This window comes from Pseudomonas sp. BIC9C, from assembly GCF_034541995.1.
In the GTDB taxonomy this organism is placed as follows: Bacteria; Pseudomonadota; Gammaproteobacteria; order Pseudomonadales; family Pseudomonadaceae; genus Aquipseudomonas; species Aquipseudomonas fluorescens_CC.
In genome coordinates, this window is sequence record NZ_JAWDGM010000001.1 from 786,599 (window position 1) to 802,804 (window position 16,206).

Annotated in this window: 12 protein-coding genes; 6 read left to right on the top strand and 6 right to left on the bottom strand. The window is 60.6% G+C overall.

The window, feature by feature from the left end; genetic code table 11:
* Positions 1 to 55 precede the first annotated feature (55 nt).
* From RS887_RS03760 to RS887_RS03770, 3 genes are all read right to left on the bottom strand, one after another.
* The gene (locus RS887_RS03760; protein WP_322614421.1) at positions 56 to 922 is read right to left on the bottom strand and encodes a carboxylate/amino acid/amine transporter; all 867 of its coding nucleotides are present in this window, start codon (positions 920 to 922) and stop codon (positions 56 to 58) included.
* Between the two features lie 358 nt (positions 923 to 1,280).
* The gene (locus RS887_RS03765) at positions 1,281 to 1,880 is read right to left on the bottom strand and encodes an FMN-dependent NADH-azoreductase (RefSeq protein WP_057400658.1); all 600 of its coding nucleotides are present in this window, start codon (positions 1,878 to 1,880) and stop codon (positions 1,281 to 1,283) included.
* Positions 1,881 to 2,108: 228 nt separating this feature from the next.
* The gene (locus RS887_RS03770) at positions 2,109 to 2,423 is read right to left on the bottom strand and encodes a 3-phosphoglycerate kinase (RefSeq protein ID WP_111280365.1); all 315 of its coding nucleotides are present in this window, start codon (positions 2,421 to 2,423) and stop codon (positions 2,109 to 2,111) included.
* Positions 2,424 to 2,472: 49 nt separating this feature from the next.
* Between RS887_RS03770 and RS887_RS03775 the strand changes: the two genes are divergently transcribed.
* The 5 genes from RS887_RS03775 to aqpZ all read left to right on the top strand — a co-directional run bounded on the left by RS887_RS03775 (position 2,473) and on the right by aqpZ (position 7,717).
* A complete protein-coding gene (locus tag RS887_RS03775) occupies positions 2,473 to 3,396 on the top strand; it encodes a LysR family transcriptional regulator (protein ID WP_008018223.1) in 924 nt (307 codons plus the stop codon).
* A gap of 14 nt (positions 3,397 to 3,410) precedes the next feature.
* A complete protein-coding gene (locus RS887_RS03780) occupies positions 3,411 to 4,214 on the top strand; it encodes an alpha/beta hydrolase (protein ID WP_322614422.1) in 804 nt (267 codons plus the stop codon).
* 3 nt (positions 4,215 to 4,217) lie between these two features.
* Positions 4,218 to 4,781, top strand: coding sequence for a peptidylprolyl isomerase (locus RS887_RS03785; protein WP_322614423.1), 564 nt, complete (start codon positions 4,218 to 4,220; stop codon positions 4,779 to 4,781).
* A 94-nt stretch (positions 4,782 to 4,875) separates the two neighbouring features.
* Positions 4,876 to 6,708, top strand: coding sequence for an ABC transporter ATP-binding protein (locus tag RS887_RS03790; RefSeq protein ID WP_322614424.1), 1,833 nt, complete (start codon positions 4,876 to 4,878; stop codon positions 6,706 to 6,708).
* A gap of 310 nt (positions 6,709 to 7,018) precedes the next feature.
* Entirely contained in the window at positions 7,019 to 7,717 is a 699-nt protein-coding gene (gene aqpZ / locus RS887_RS03795; protein ID WP_322614425.1) for an aquaporin Z, read from the top strand.
* Between the two features lie 18 nt (positions 7,718 to 7,735).
* Here aqpZ and RS887_RS03800 read toward each other — a convergent pair whose 3' ends face one another.
* The gene (locus tag RS887_RS03800) at positions 7,736 to 8,860 is read right to left on the bottom strand and encodes a GNAT family N-acetyltransferase (RefSeq protein ID WP_322614426.1); all 1,125 of its coding nucleotides are present in this window, start codon (positions 8,858 to 8,860) and stop codon (positions 7,736 to 7,738) included.
* A gap of 280 nt (positions 8,861 to 9,140) precedes the next feature.
* Here RS887_RS03800 and RS887_RS03805 point away from each other — a divergent pair, with 280 nt between their 5' ends.
* Positions 9,141 to 10,472, top strand: coding sequence for a putative porin (locus RS887_RS03805; protein WP_322614427.1), 1,332 nt, complete (start codon positions 9,141 to 9,143; stop codon positions 10,470 to 10,472).
* A 336-nt stretch (positions 10,473 to 10,808) separates the two neighbouring features.
* On the opposite strand, the gene RS887_RS03810 is transcribed toward RS887_RS03805, so the two are convergent.
* Together RS887_RS03810 and hrpA are read right to left on the bottom strand one after the other, a co-directional pair.
* Positions 10,809 to 11,930, bottom strand: coding sequence for a beta-ketoacyl-ACP synthase III (locus tag RS887_RS03810; protein WP_111280351.1), 1,122 nt, complete (start codon positions 11,928 to 11,930; stop codon positions 10,809 to 10,811).
* A gap of 323 nt (positions 11,931 to 12,253) precedes the next feature.
* A complete protein-coding gene (hrpA, locus tag RS887_RS03815) occupies positions 12,254 to 16,165 on the bottom strand; it encodes an ATP-dependent RNA helicase HrpA (protein WP_322614428.1) in 3,912 nt (1,303 codons plus the stop codon).
* Positions 16,166 to 16,206: the final 41 nt, after the last annotated feature.

Here is a 16,206-nt window from a genome sequence, read left to right on the forward strand (position 1 = left end):
CGGCTAACCGAATGCGAGCAGCTCTTCGTCAAAAAATCGCAGCCTGCGGCAACGCCTACACGAATCTGGTTGCGCGCCGTATACCCAACCGACTGATCCACACCGCCAGCAAAATCACCGAACCACCGAGCAACAACCGCCCCAGTTCTTCATGCTGGTTCCAGATCAGCAGATTGATCAGCAACCCCACCGGCACATGCAGGTTGTTCATCACCGCGAGGGTACCGCCGTTGACCAGGCACGCACCTTTGTTCCACCAGTAGAGTCCCAAAGCGGTCGAGACCAGGCCGAGGAACAGCAGCACGCCCCATTGCAACGGCGCTTCGGGCAGGAAGTTCTGTTTGCCGAACAACAGAAACGCCGGCAACGCCACCGCCAGTGCGCCGAGGTAGAAGAAGCCGAAACGTCGGTAATGCGGCAGATCGCTCGGATGGCGCGCGACCAGGTGTTTGTACAGCACCTGCCCGGCGGCGTAGGTGAAGTTGGCCAGCTGCAGCAACAGGAACCCCATGAAGAAGTCCGGGTTGATCCGGTCAAAGCGAATCACCGCCGCCCCCGCCACTGCCACCAGTGCCGCGACCAGGGCCCAGGGATTGAACCGACGATTCAATGCGTCTTCAATCAGGGTCACGTGCAGTGGCGTGAGGATGGTGAACAGCAGCACCTCCGGCACCGTCAGTACACGAAAGCTCAAGTACAGGCAGACGTACGTCACGCCGAACTGCAACGCGCCGATCAACAGCAGGCCACGCATGAACGCAGGTTCCACCGAGCGCCAGCGGGTCAGTGGCAGGAACACCAGCCCAGCCAGCAGCACGCGTACCAGCACGGCGAAGTAACTGTCGACGTGACCGGCCAGGTATTCGCCGATCAAACTGAAGGAAAACGCCTGGATCAGCGTGACAAAAAGTAGATAGCCCATGCTCGCCTCATTTCGAATGGCGGCGACGATAGCGGGTTTTGTCACTTATCGCGACTCGTCAGGCAACCCGAAACCTTGTGGGAGCGAGCCTGCTCCGGGCGGCGCTCCGACGAAGACGGTGGGTCAGACACATGGATGTTGGATGTGCCGGCGCTTTCGCGAGCAGGCTCGCTCCCACAGGAGACTGTGCAGGTACTTGCTAAATCGCAGGCAAAAAAAAGCCCGATCTCGCTAAAGCGTTCAATCGGGCAAGAGCACTCAGGAGCAACAAGTGCGAAGGGAGGTTCGATGCGCGTACAGGCTTGAAGGGTTGCGCCAGATCACTAGACCATCCAGCGATTATCTGGCGATTAACGGGTCAGGCCACTTGCGAAAGCCTGGCGTTGGCCTGGTTCAGGCCTTTCTCCTGGAAGTCACCGCCCAGGTTCATGCCTTCGGCGTGGATGAACGTCACGTCGTGGATGCCGATGAAGCCCATGACCTGACGCAGGTACGGTTCCTGATGATCGGCGGTGCTGCCGGCATAGATGCCGCCGCGAGCCGTCAACACAAAGGCGCGCTTACCGCTGAGCAGGCCTTGCGGACCGGTTTCGGTGTACTTGAAGGTCACACCGGCACGCAGTACATGGTCGAGCCAGGCTTTCAGGGTGCTGGGGATCGCAAAGTTGTACATGGGTGCAGCCATGACAAGCACGTCGGCGGCGAGCAATTCATCGGTCAACTGGTTGGAGCGTTCCAGGGACGCCTGTTCGATGTCGCTGCGCTGCTCGGCGGGTTTCATCCAGCCACCCAGCAGATTGATGTCCAGGTGCGGCACCGGCTTGACGGCCAGGTCCCGGACGGTGATCTGGTCATTCGGGTGAGCGGCTTTCCACTGGCTGATGAATGTCTGGGTCAACTGGCGGGAAACCGAGTCTTGCTGACGGGCACTGCTTTCGATGATCAGAACGCGGGACATGGGATGTAGCCTCCATCTGGGAATGCTGTAAGTCGATGGAGTGAAGGTTAAACAGAGTCATATCGATGAAAAAGCGCAAATAACTGCTATAACCCATCAATAAATTCGTTTATAAGCTCAACATACTCTGTGGGAGCGGGCTTGCTCGCGAAGCGGTGGGTCAACAAAAGTGATCTCGACTGACACGACGCCTTCGCGAGCAGGCTCGCTCCCACAGGGGGATTGATTTCATTTCGGGGTGCAGGTCAGCTCGATGCGCAGCTTGATGATGTTGCGGTTGAATTTGGCGGTGGCATTTTTGTGCTTGCCGGCCGGTACGTCGATCTTGCGGGTACGCGGCGCTTCCGGGCCATTGATGAAAACGGCCTTGCAGCTCGCATCGACGTCGCCGTAGTTGGCCACCTGGATGGAGCCGATGTCGTTATCCGTGTCGTAGGTCTGGTAATCGATCTTCATGCCGTTGAGGTCTTTTTTCACATCGATCGGGTAAGCCATCGCCGTCAGCGGCAGCAGCGCCAGCAGCACACAACAGAATTTTTTCATTCAGCAGCCTCCAGTTAGGGCTGCCAGCTTAGGACAAGAGGAGCTCAACATGAAAGCGCCCCGCGTGACCCTTGATCAATGGCGAACGTTGCAAGCCGTGGTCGATCACGGCGGTTTCGCCCAGGCCGCCGAGGCGTTGCATCGCTCGCAATCGTCAGTCAGCTACACCGTGGCACGCATGCAGGATCAGCTCGGGGTACCCTTGCTGCGCATCGACGGACGCAAAGCCGTGCTGACCGAAGCCGGCGGCGTGCTGTTGCGCCGCTCCCGGCAACTGGTGAAACAGGCCAGTCAACTCGAAGACCTGGCCCATCACATGGAGCAGGGCTGGGAAGCCGAAGTACGCCTGGTGGTCGATGCCGCTTACCCGAGTGCCCGCCTCGTCCGCGCCTTGACCGCGTTTATGCCGCAAAGCCGTGGCTGCCGGGTGCGTCTGCGTGAGGAAGTGCTGTCGGGTGTGGAGGAAGTCCTGCTCGAAGGCGTGGCCGACCTGGCCATCACCGGGTTCAGTATTCCCGGTTACCTGGGCGCGGAATTGAGCGACGTCGAGTTCGTCGCGGTCGCCCACCCGGAGCATCCCTTGCATCGCCTCAACCGCGAATTGAGCTTCCAGGACCTGGAAAGCCAGATGCAAGTGGTGATCCGCGACTCGGGCCGCCAGCAACCACGGGACGTCGGCTGGCTCGGTGCCGAACAGCGCTGGACGGTCGGCAGCCTGGCTACCGCCGCAACGTTCGTCAGCAGCGGTCTGGGGTTTGCCTGGCTGCCCCGGCACATGATCGAACGAGAACTCAAGGAAGGTACGCTCAAGCTGCTACCGTTGGACCAGGGCGGCAGTCGTAACCCGAGCTTTTACCTGTATTCGAACAAGGACAAACCGCTCGGGCCGGCCACGCAGATTCTCATCGAACTGCTGCGTACGTTTGACACCGCACCACTGGACGCACCGTTCGCCGCCCCCGAACAAGCCTGACACGGAGTGTATGCATGGCCTATTTCGAACACGAAGGTTGCAACCTGCACTATGAGGAATATGGTCACGGCTCGCCGCTGCTGCTGGTCCACGGTCTGGGCTCCAGCACGCTGGACTGGGAAAAACAGATCCCGGCACTGGCCACCCGCTACCGGGTGATCATCCCGGATGTGCGCGGTCACGGCCGTTCGGACAAACCCCGGGAGCACTACAGCATTGCCGGATTCAGCGCGGACCTGATTGCACTGATCGAGCACCTTGATCTGGGGCCGACACACTATGTCGGCCTGTCCATGGGTGGCATGATCGGCTTCCAGCTGGCTGTGGACCAACCACAACTGCTCAAGAGCCTGTGCATCGTCAACAGCGCGCCCGAGGTCAAACTGCGCAGCCGCGATGACTATTGGCAGTGGTTCAAGCGCTGGAGCCTGATGCGCGCCCTCAGCCTTGGCACCATCGGCAAGGCGCTGGGCGACAAGTTGTTCCCGAAGCCCGAGCAGGCCGACTTGCGACAAAAGATGGCCGAACGCTGGGCAAAAAACGACAAACATGCTTATCTCGCCAGCTTCAATGCCATTGTGGGTTGGGGGGTTCAGGAACGACTTTCGAAGGTCACCTGTCCAACCCTCATCGTCAGCGCCGACCGTGACTACACACCGGTGGCGCTGAAGGAAAACTACGTAAAACTGCTGCCCGACGCGCGGCTGGTGGTGATCGCCGATTCCCGCCACGCCACGCCGCTGGACCAGCCGGAACACTTCAACCAGACGCTGCTGGAGTTTCTGACCGCAGTCGACACCACCACTCAGGATCACTGACCCATGCTGAAAAAAATCGCCCTCGCCGCAGGCTCCGTCCTGTTTGCCGCCAACCTGATGGCCGCGACGCCGGAAAAGGCACCGCATGTGCTGCTGGACACCACCAACGGCCAGATCGAAATCGAACTGGACCCGGTCAAGGCCCCGATCAGTACCAGGAACTTCCTTGCGTACGTCGACAGCGGCTTCTACAACAACACGATTTTCCACCGGGTAATTCCTGGTTTCATGGCTCAGGGCGGCGGGTTCACCACCTCGATGCAGCAGAAACCGACCAAGGATCCGATCAAGAACGAAGCCAGCAACGGCCTGCATAACGTGCGTGGCACGCTGTCGATGGCGCGCACTTCCGATCCAGACTCGGCCACCAGCCAGTTCTTCATCAACGTCAAGGACAACGACTTCCTCGATCCGGGCCGTGACGCCGGTTATGCCGTGTTCGCCAAAGTGGTCAAGGGCATGGATGTAGTGGACATCATCGTCAACTCCCAAACCACCACCAAGCAAGGCATGCAGAATGTGCCTATCGACCCGGTGCTCATCAAGTCCGCCAAGCGCATCGACTGAGACTAAGCTGGACAAGGATGTCCGAGCCGTTGCCGGTGTTTGCCGGCAACGCTCAAACCGTTAAAAGGAGAGCCCGTTCGCGGGCGAACAACCGATGCTTTATCGCCGCTTTGAAAAACTGATCGATGTTTTCCGTGAAGCGCCGACGGCGTCTCCGCCGGACCGGGTTTTCCCTTTCTACACTTATTACCTCAAGCAGGTCTGGCCGAGCTTCGCCGCCCTGTTGATCGTCGGCCTTATTGGTGCATTGATCGAGGTGGCGTTGTTCAGCTACCTGAGCCGCATCATCGACCTGGCCCAAGGCACGCCGAACGCCAATCTGTTCCGCGAGCACGCCCTCGAGCTGACCTGGATGGTGGTGGTCGCCCTGGTGCTGCGCCCTATATTCGTGGGCTTGCATGACCTGCTGGTGCACCAGACCCTGAGTCCCAGCATGACCAGCATGATCCGCTGGCAGAACCACAGCTACGTGCTCAAGCAGAGCCTGAATTTCTTCCAGAACGACTTCGCCGGGCGCATCGCCCAACGCATCATGCAAACCGGCAACTCACTGCGCGACTCCGCCGTGCAAGCCGTGGATGCGTTGTGGCATGTGCTGATCTACGCCATCAGTTCGCTGGTGCTGTTCGCCGAAGCCGACTGGCGCCTGATGATCCCGCTGCTGACGTGGATCTTCGCCTTCATCGGCGCCCTCTATCACTTCGTGCCACGGGTCAAGGATCGCTCGGTGGTGGCGTCTGATGCGCGCTCCAAACTCATGGGGCGGATTGTCGACGGCTACACCAACATCACCACCCTGAAGCTGTTCGCCCACACCCACTTCGAACAGCAATACGCCCGCGAAGCGATCAAGGAACAAACCGAAAAGGCGCAATTGGCTGGCCGTGTGGTCACCAGCATGGACGTGGTCATCACCAGCATGAACGGCTTGCTGATCGTCTGCACCACCGGCCTGGCCCTGTGGTTGTGGACACAGTCGCTGATCAGCGTGGGAGCGATTGCCCTGGCCACCGGCCTGGTGATCCGTATCGTCAACATGTCCGGCTGGATCATGTGGGTGGTGACCGGCATCTTCGAGAACATCGGCATGGTGCAGGACGGTCTGCAGACCATCTCGCAACCGGTCACCGTCACCGACCGCGACCAGGCCAAGCCTTTGTCGGTGGCCCGTGGCGAGGTGCGCTTCGAACAAGTGGATTTCCACTACGGCAAGCAGAGCGGGATCATCGGCGACCTCAGCCTGACCATCAAGGCTGGCGAGAAAATCGGCCTGATCGGCCCATCCGGTGCCGGCAAATCGACCTTGGTGAACCTGCTGCTGCGCCTGTACGACGTCGAAGGCGGACGCATCCTGATCGACGGCCAGAACATCGCCGACGTCAGCCAGGAAAGCCTGCGCGAACGCATCGGCATGATCACCCAGGACACGTCGCTGCTGCACCGCTCGATCCGTGACAACCTGCTGTATGGCAAACCCGACGCCACCGACGCGCAACTCTGGGAAGCGGTGCACAAGGCCCGGGCTGACGGTTTCATTCCTTCACTCTCGGACGCCGAAGGCCGCAGCGGTTTCGACGCCCACGTCGGTGAGCGCGGAGTGAAACTCTCCGGCGGCCAGCGCCAGCGCATCGCCATTGCCCGCGTGTTACTCAAGGACGCGCCGATCCTGATCATGGACGAGGCCACGTCGGCACTGGATTCGGAAGTCGAGGCGGCGATCCAGGAAAGCCTCGAAACCCTGATGCAGGGCAAGACAGTGATCGCCATCGCTCACCGGCTCTCGACCATCGCCCGGATGGACCGGCTGGTGGTGCTGGAAAACGGCAAGATCGCCGAAACCGGAACCCACGCCGAGCTGCTGGCCCATGGCGGTTTGTATGCGCGGTTGTGGCAACACCAGACCGGTGGATTTGTCGGGATCGATTGATCCGCAGGATGGCCACATTACCTGTAGGAGCGAGCTGGCTCGCGATGGTCGTCAACGATAATGCTGGGAGCCTGACAGCCCGCGGCGTTCTCTAGTTCATCGCGAGCAAGCTCGCTCCTACAGGGGGGCAAGTGAAGCCGAAAGATTTTAGAAAACCGCCAGGGCCCGCCAACAAAGGGCCCTGGCGGTTTTTTGTGCCTGCTGGAATTCTGAAAAAACCGTGCTGTACTCACTTCAACCTTCTGGAGGTGGTTCTGCAGTCCATCGGCTGGATGCACAAGGCAGCATAATCTCGAAAGGGAACTCTCTCATGTCTCTGTTGAAGCGTTCGACTACTGAGTTGGTAGGCACGTTCTGGCTGGTGTTGGGTGGTTGCGGCAGTGCGGTATTGGCGGCGGCTTTTCCGCAGGTGGGAATCGGCCTGCTCGGAGTGTCCTTTGCGTTTGGCCTGACAGTGCTGACCATGGCTTTCGCCATCGGCCATATTTCCGGCTGTCATCTCAATCCTGCGGTGTCCCTCGGCCTGGTGGTGGGTGGGCGGTTTCCGGCCAATGAATTGCCGGCCTACATCATTGCCCAGGTCCTTGGCGGCGTGATTGCAGCCGCCCTGCTGTACTTCATAGCCAGCGGCAAACCCGGTTTCGAACTGGCGGGAGGCCTGGCGTCCAACGGCTACGGCGAACACTCGCCTGGCGGCTACTCGATGGCGGCAGGGTTCGTCTGTGAACTGGTGATGACCGCGATGTTCATCCTGATCATCCTCGGCGCCACCGATAAACGTGCCCCGGCCGGGCTGGCACCGATTGCCATCGGCCTGGGGCTGACGCTCATCCACCTGATCTCGATCCCGGTCACCAACACCTCGGTCAACCCGGCGCGCAGCACCGGCCCGGCGCTGATCGTCGGCGGCTGGGCGATTCAACAATTGTGGATGTTCTGGGTCGCGCCGCTACTCGGTGCAGTCGTCGGCGGCGTGCTGTATCGCTGGCTGGGCAAGGAAGACAACTGACACGCCATAAGGAGAAGATCAGCCTTGTCGATAAGGCAAGGCTGACTTCGCATCCTCTGCATAAGCCATCACCCCCAGCCGCTCCTGCTCCAGAAAGTCTTTCACCGCCGCTTTCAACCCTGGATGCCGCAGGTAGTGCCAGGAATGCATAATGACTGGCTCGAATCCACGAATCAGTTTGTGCTCGCCCTGGGCCCCGGCATCGAAACGCTGGAAACCGTTGGCGATGGCATAGTCCATCCCCTGGTAGAAACAGGTCTCGAAATGCAGGCGATCGAACTCCGCCAGGCATCCCCAGTAACGTCCATAAAAGCTGTCCCCACCTACCAGACTGAACGCCATCGCCACCGGCCGAGCCCCCTGTTTGGCCAGCACCACGCGAATCGACTCCGGCATGCGTTCGGCCAACAGGCTGAAAAACGCCCGCGTCAGATACGGCGCTTGGCGGCGCACCGCATACGTATTGGCGTAGCAGGCATAGACGAAATCCCATTGAGCCTGACTCAGTTCCCGCCCCTCCAGCCATTCGAACTCAAAACCCTGCCCGGCCACCTGCTCGCGCTCCTTGCGCATCTGTTTGCGCTTGCGCGAACTCAGCACGTCGAGGAAGTCCTGGAAATCCCGGTAGCCGCGATTCTGCCAGTGGTATTGACAGCCAACGCGCTGCAACCAGCCGGGCTGCTCGCTCAGTGCCGCGTCGGTGAACGGATCGGTGAAGTTGATGTGGGCACTGGAGAGTTGTTCTATCTCAAGGTAGCCCGGCAGGCTGTTCAATAATTCGAAGCCGTCTTCTACCCTGGCCGCCAACAACCGCGGCCCGCTGACAGGACTGAACGGCACCGCGGTCAACAGTTTGGGATAGTAATCGATGCCGGCGCGTGCACAGGCATCGGCCCAGGCGTGATCGAACACGTACTCGCCGTAGGAATGCCACTTGCGATAACTGGGCAGCGCGGCGATCAAACGCTCACCTTCAACGTGCAGCAAATGCTCGGGCTGCCAGCCGGAATGGGGGCCGACGCTGCCGCTGTCTTCCAGTGCGCTCAAAAAAGCGTGACGCAGAAAAGGCTGACTTTCCGGAACCAGGGCGTCCCAGGTCTGCGGGGCAATTTCTGACAGTCTTTGCAGGCGTTGCAACGGCATCACCGTCCTCACTCTTCATGGCGTGAAAGCCCCGCGAGTATCGCCTATCGCTCTGCAATGCACACGGGCAAAACGACGACAGTGCTCTAACTCAATAGTTCACGGCGACTTTGTATCGTCATCGACACGACATCACATCGCCACCGCTCTGTCATAAACCATCGCGATACTGGCGCCTGTTTTTAGAGCGCCGGGTTATACCCGGCCACTGTTTTCCGCCCCTAACGGTCGGTTGTGTCCCGGATGGCTCTGTCATCCCCTCTCATCTTCGGAGATTGATATGCGTCTTGCTTCCACGAAAACTGCGGCGGCCTTGTGCGGCGGCCTGTTGCTGGCCATGAGTGTTCCGGCCAGTGCCGCAGTCGACGCCAAACTGCTCGACATGCTCAAGGCTAACGGCTCGATCACCAACGCGCAGTACAGCGAACTGCAAGCCGAGCTGGCCAGGGATCAGAAAGACCAGCAGATCGCCCGTCAGGCTCAGCAAGAGACCAACGAGCAAATCGCGGCCACCGCGAAGAAAACCGACACCTTGAGCGCCTTCGACCAGAAGCTTGCATGGGCGGCAAAGACCCAGTTCAAGGGTGACGTACGTTTCCGTGAAGAAACCGTGCACAACGATGGCGTGCCAAACAACAAGGACCAGGACCGTCAGCGCATTCGTGCCCGCCTGGGTGCCTACAGCGAGATCAACCCGCAGGTCGACACCGGTATCCGTATCGCCACCGGCAGCAACGACGACGCTCGCTCGACCAACCAGGACCTGAACAACTACTTCGACAAGAAGCAGATCTGGCTGGACCAGGGCTACATCGACTACCACCCGGACGCGATCAAGAACCTGCACCTGGTTGGCGGCAAAATGCCACAACAATGGGTGAGCATGGGCGACATCATCTGGGATAGCGACATCAACCCGGAAGGTCTGGCCGTCACCTACAAGTACCCGCTGAGCGGCAGCACCGAGCTGTTCGGTAGCGCCGGCCACTACACCCTCAAGGACAACGTCGATGGTGAAGGCGTGCAGTTCAAGCACGACCTGCGTCTGTACGCCGGTCAGTTGGGTGCGCGCTTCGCCATCACCGACAGCATGAAAATGACGTTGGGCGGCAGTCTCTATTCCTACGACAACGACAGCAGCAGTGCCTGCCCTACCACTGGCACCGTCACTGCGCCATGCGCCCTGGCCGTCAACGGCAACAGCCCGGGCGAAACCTTCAAACTGTACGAAGGCTTCGGTCAACTGGACTTCAGCAACCTGCCGGTTCCGTTGTCGATCTACGGTCAGTACGTCAACAACACCGATGCCAGCAACGACCAGGACACTGGCTGGCTGGCCGGTGTGAAATCCAAGGTCTACGGCTTCAACCTGGACTACAACTACCGCGACGTGCAGCGTAACGCTGTGGTGGGTGCCTTCACCGACTCCGACTTCGCCAACGGTTTCACCGGTTCGCGCGGCAGCAAGCTGAAAGTGAGCTACGACCTGGACAAGAACTTCGCCCTGGGCGCGACCTACTTCATGGCGACCTCGGACCAGACCAACGCCAACATCAAGAAAACCGATTCGGACATCAACACCTTGCAACTGGATGCCGAAGCGAAGTTCTGATTCACCCCGCAACACGACTCGGGCAAGGAAGCCTGAGCCCTTTTTATAGCCTGGCGTTGATGTATCGGTCCCCATCATCCTCCGATACATCAACGCGAGACTGTTTTCACATCCCCGTCTGTACCCATTCAACTGTGGTGAGCGAGCTTGCTCGCGCTGGACTGCGAAGCGGTCCCGAACTCAGCCACCGCGTTTTACCGGACACACCACACCAGCTTGTCTTGCGACTGCTTCGCAGCCGAGCGGGAGCAAGCTCCCTCGCCACAAAAGCCAAACCAAAAAAAATCGCAGCTTTCGGCTGCGATCTTTTCATCTGCTGTAACAGTTAATTCAATTTCAGCGCTTGCGCAGCAACACGCTACCAATCGAATAACCGGCGCCGAACGAACTGAGCACGGCCAGCGAACCGGCGGGCAGATCGTCCTGGTTCTTGTGGAACGCAATCACGGAACCGGCGGAACTGGTGTTGGCGTAGGTGTCGAGAATCACCGGGGCTTCCTGTTCGGTGGCGTCGCGGCCCAGCAGCTTCTTGACGATCAGGTGGTTCATGCTGAGGTTGGCCTGGTGCAGCCAGAAGCGCTTCACGTCGCTGACGTTGAGCTGGTTCTCCTGCAGATGCTCACCGATCAGCTCGGCCACCATCGGGCAGACTTCCTTGAACACCTTGCGGCCTTCCTGCACGAACAGTTTGTCCTTGGCGCCGATGCCCTCTTCCGCCGCGCGGTTGAGGAAGCCGAAGTTGTTGCGGATGTTATTGGAGAACTTGGTCAGCAACTTGGTGCTGACGATGTCGAACTGGTACCTGGACGTCGCCAGATCGGCGCGCTCGATGATCACCGCGGTGGCGGCATCGCCGAAGATGAAGTGGCTATCGCGGTCACGGAAGTTCAGGTGGCCGGTGCAGACTTCCGGGTTGACCATCAGGATCGCCCGAGCCTGGCCCAGCTGGATGCTGTTGGCGGCGGTCTGGATACCGAAGGTCGCCGAAGAGCACGCCACGTTCATGTCGAAACCGAACCCCTGGATGCCCAGTGCTTCCTGGACTTCGATGGCAATGGCCGGGTAAGCACGTTGCAGGTTGGAGCAGGCGACGATCACGCCGTCGATGTCCGCCGCGGTCTTGCCAGCGCGCTGCAAGGCTTGTTCAGCCGCGCCGATGGCCATCTGGCAAAGCACCGACCACTCGTCGTTGGAACGCTCCGGCAGGCGTGGGGCCATGCGTTGCGGGTCGAGGATGCCGTCCTTGTCCATGACAAAGCGGCTCTTGATGCCTGAGGCTTTTTCGATGAATGCGGCGCTGGATTCGGTCAACGCCTCCACTTCACCGCGGGCAATGGCATCGGCGTTGTCGGCGTTGAATTGCGCGACATAAGTGTTGAAAGACTGGACCAGCTCTTCGTTGGAAATGCTGTTGGCCGGGGTGTACAGGCCGGTGCCACTGATGACGACTTTATGCATGGTCGTGTCTCTAATCTGTTCAGGCAGAAAGTATTGGCACCGTCGTACCAACACACAAAGGGTCTATTCCCATCCGGGGGACGCAAACCTGGCATCGCTTTATTCCGACCTGCCGACGACCGTGAAGGCTCAAAACCGCGGGGCCGGCGTTTATAGGCGCGAAGTTTGCCATAAACCTTGGGTTTTCGCCCCTTTTGCGAGAGCGACAACACACCTGTAGGAGCGAGCTCGCTCGCGATGGATTAAAGAACGCCGCGGGGTGTCAGGTTCCCAGCGATATCGTTGACGACCATCGCGAGCGAGCTCGCTCCTACAGGGGGGTGTCAGGCCTCTACCTGGCTCCACTGCTTGTTCAGCCGCTTGTCGGAGATCGGCACCTTGGTCCCCAGTTGCTGGGCAAACAGCGAAACCCGGTATTCCTCCAGCCACCAGCGATACAACTCCAGCTGCGGATCGCGCTTGCCTTCCTGGGCGTGTTTGCTGGCGCGGGTCTGGTATTGAGCCCACAGGCCGCCCAATTCACCGCTCCAGACCCGGTCGCGCTGCACCTGGGCGCCGATTTTTTCGAAGCGCTGCTCAATGGCCTTGAGGTAACGCGGTAACTCCTTGAGCCACTGCATCGGCGTTTCCCGGACAAACCCCGGATAGACCAAGTGGCTGAGCTGCTGCTTGATGTCGTTCAAGGCCACGGCTTGCGCCAGATCGATCTTGCCCTTGAAGCGCTTTTGCAAACCGTGCCAGAGCTTGAGGATTTCCAGGGTCAGCTTCGCCACACGCTCGGCGTGCTCGGTCCAGCCGCCACGCTTGCGTTCAGCCAGGGACGCCAGGCCGGCACCATCACGAGGCAGCGGGTCTTCGCCCTCAAGAATGCAGCTGTCGAGGCTGGCCAGCAGAATGTCTTCCACCAACGCATCGACACGCCCCATGTCGCGATACAACAGACCCAGTTCGGTCAGGCCTGGCAACTTGCCGCGCAGGAACTTCGCCGATTCGGCCAGTTGCTGCATCAGCAGGCGCTGCAGCGCACGGCGATGCTGGAACTCGGCTTCGGCCGGCGTCGAGAAACGTCCTTCCTTGACCGTGCCCGCCTCTTCCACCAGCGCCGGATACACCGTCATCGACAGCCCGGCGATCTTCTGCTGGGTTTTCTCGGCGACGGCGGCAAACACTTTCGGTTCCACCGGTTGCTGGCTCTTCGCGGATTGCGGGACGGCCAACGCCGCCTGGCTGGCTTCGGCGAAACGCGCAGTCAGCTCCGCCAGATCACGACCTTCACCGAGGAACTTGCCCTGGCCGTCGACGATTTCCAGGTTCATCCGCAGATGGCTTTCGACCTGCTGCGCCGCCTCGGCCCAGGCTTCATCGCTGACCCGCGCTCCGGTCATGCGCAAAAGCTCGCGCCCCAGGGCCTGGGACAGCGAACCCTCGGCAAAGGTCATGCGCTGCAGGGCCGCCTTGACGAAGTCCGGTACTGGTACGAAGTTCTTGCGCAAGGCCTTGGGCAAGTTGCGCACCAGCGCAATGCACTTGGCTTCGATGACACCCGGCACCAGCCATTCCAGGCGTTCCGGTGGCAGCATCGGCAACAGCGGTGCCGGCACGCGCAGGGTCACGCCGTCCCGTGGATGGTTGGGTTCGAAGTGGTAGCCGAGCGCCAGTTCCAGATCGCCGATGTGCAGCGTATCCGGGTAGTGCTGGGCGGTGACTTCACTGGCTTCGCGGGCCAGCACGTCCTCTTCGCGCATGATCAGCAACTGCGGATCTTTCTGGCTGTTGATCCGATACCAGCTGTCAAAGGTCGCCGTCTGATGGATCTCCGCCGGCAGTCGCGCGTCGTAGAAGGCGAACAGGGTCTCTTCGTCGGCGAGGATCTCGCGACGACGGGCCTTGGCTTCCAGTTCGTCGAGTTGCTCCAGCAACTGTTTGTTGGCGGTCAGGCACTTGGCTTTCGATTGGATCTCGCCGCGCACCAGTGCTTCGCGGATAAACAACTCGCGTGAAACCACCGGATCCACCGGGCCGTAATGCACCGGCCGACGGCCGACCACGATCAACCCGAACAGGGTGATCTGCTCGAACGCCACGACCTGGCCGCGCTTCTTCTCCCAGTGGGGTTCGAAGTGGTTTTTCTTGATCAGGTGCCCGGCCAGCGGCTCGATCCAGTCGGCGTCGATCTTCGCCACCATGCGCGCGTAGAGCTTGGTGGTTTCCACCAGTTCGGCGGTTATCAGCCACTGCGGACGCTTTTTACCGATACCCGACGACGGATGAATCCAGAACCGCCGCTGACGGGCGCCGAGGTAATCGCCCTCTTCGGTTTTCTGGCCGATCTGGCTCAGCAACCCCACCAGCACCGCTTTGTGCAGTTTCGGATTGTCCGCCGGCTCTTTATTGAGGCTCAACTGCATGTCGCGGCAGATCAGGCTCAGTTGACGATGGGAGTCGCGCCATTCGCGCAGGCGCAGGTAATTCAGGAAGTTCTTGCGGCACCAGTTGCGCAACGGGCTGGCGCTCAGTGCCTGGCGCTGCTCTTCGAAGCCGCGCCACAGATTGACCAGTCCAGCGAAGTCCGAATCGGCGTCTTTCCACTGAGCGTGGGCCTGATCCGCCGCTTGCTGACGCTCCGGCGGGCGCTCACGCGGGTCCTGGATCGACATGGCGCTGGCGACGATCAGCACTTCCTGCAAGCTGCCAAGCTTCGCCGCTTCCAGCAACATGCGGCCCATGCGCGGGTCCACCGGCAGCCGTGCCAGTTGACGACCGAGCGGCGTCAATTGACTGTTGCGATCCACCGCTGAGAGTTCTTGCAGCAGGTTGAAACCGTCACTGATGGCCTTGCCATCCGGCGGCTCGATGAACGGGAACGCGGTGATCTCGCCGAGGCGCAGATGCAACATCTGCAGGATGACCGCCGCGAGGTTGGTCCGCAGAATCTCCGGATCGGTAAATTCCGGGCGACCAAGGAAATCCTCTTCGCTGTACAGGCGCACGCAAATGCCCGGCTCGACCCGCCCGCAACGACCCTTGCGCTGGTTGGCACTGGCCTGGGAAATGGCCTCGATCGGCAGGCGCTGAACCTTGGCCCGGTAGCTGTAACGGCTGATTCGCGCGGTGCCGCTGTCGATCACGTAACGGATACCCGGCACGGTCAGCGAGGTTTCCGCGACGTTGGTCGCCAGCACCACACGACGGCCCGGGTGCGACTGGAAAATTCGCTGCTGCTCGGCCGGCGACAGGCGTGCGTACAGCGGCAGGATCTCGGTGTGCTTGAGCTGGGCCTTGCGCAGCATGTCGGCGGCGTCGCGAATCTCGCGCTCCCCCGGCAGGAACACCAGCACGTCACCGGGACTGCGGCGTTCGCTGCGCTCATAAGCGGCGATTTCGTCGAGAGTGGCGAGGATCGCCTGGTCCACCGTCAAGTCGTCCTCGACGCGGTTGCCCTCTTCGTCCTGCTCAAGCGTCAGCGGGCGATACCAGGTATCCACCGGGAAGGTACGGCCGGACACCTCGACAATAGGCGCATCGTCGAAGTGTTTGGAGAAACGCTCCAGGTCGATGGTCGCCGAAGTGATGATGACCTTGAGGTCGGGACGGCGCGGTAGCAGGGTTTTCAGATAGCCGAGCAGGAAGTCGATGTTGAGGCTGCGCTCGTGAGCTTCGTCGACGATGATTGTGTCGTAGCGTTCCAGATAGCGGTCGTTCTGGGTTTCCGCGAGCAGGATGCCGTCGGTCATCAGCTTGATCAGGGTGTTGGAATCGCTCTGATCCTCGAAGCGCACCTGATAGCCGACCAGCGCGCCCAGCGGTGTTCCGAGCTCTTCAGCCACCCGGCTGGCGACGCTGCGCGCAGCAATCCGGCGCGGCTGGGTATGGCCGATCAGGCCATGCTGGCCGCGACCGATTTCCAGGCAGATCTTCGGCAACTGGGTGGTTTTACCCGAACCGGTTTCGCCGGCGATGATCAGCACCTGGTGCTTTTCCAGCGCTTTCTTGATTTCGTCGCGCTTGGCGGCGATCGGCAGGCTGTCGTCGTAACGAATCACCGGCAGGCTGGCCTTGCGCGCCAGCACCTGATCAGAGGACGCCTGCAGGCGCGCCACCCATTGGGCCAGCTTGGCCTCGTCGGGTTTCTTGCGCAGCTCAAGCAACTGCCGCCGCAGCCGGTGGCGGTCGGCGAGCATGGCGTGATCGAGGTTTTTCAGCAGTTTGTCGATGGAGGGCGATTCGTCGGTCATCGGGTACGCAATTCGGTCGTCTAGTGGCGCAGGGTGGCGAT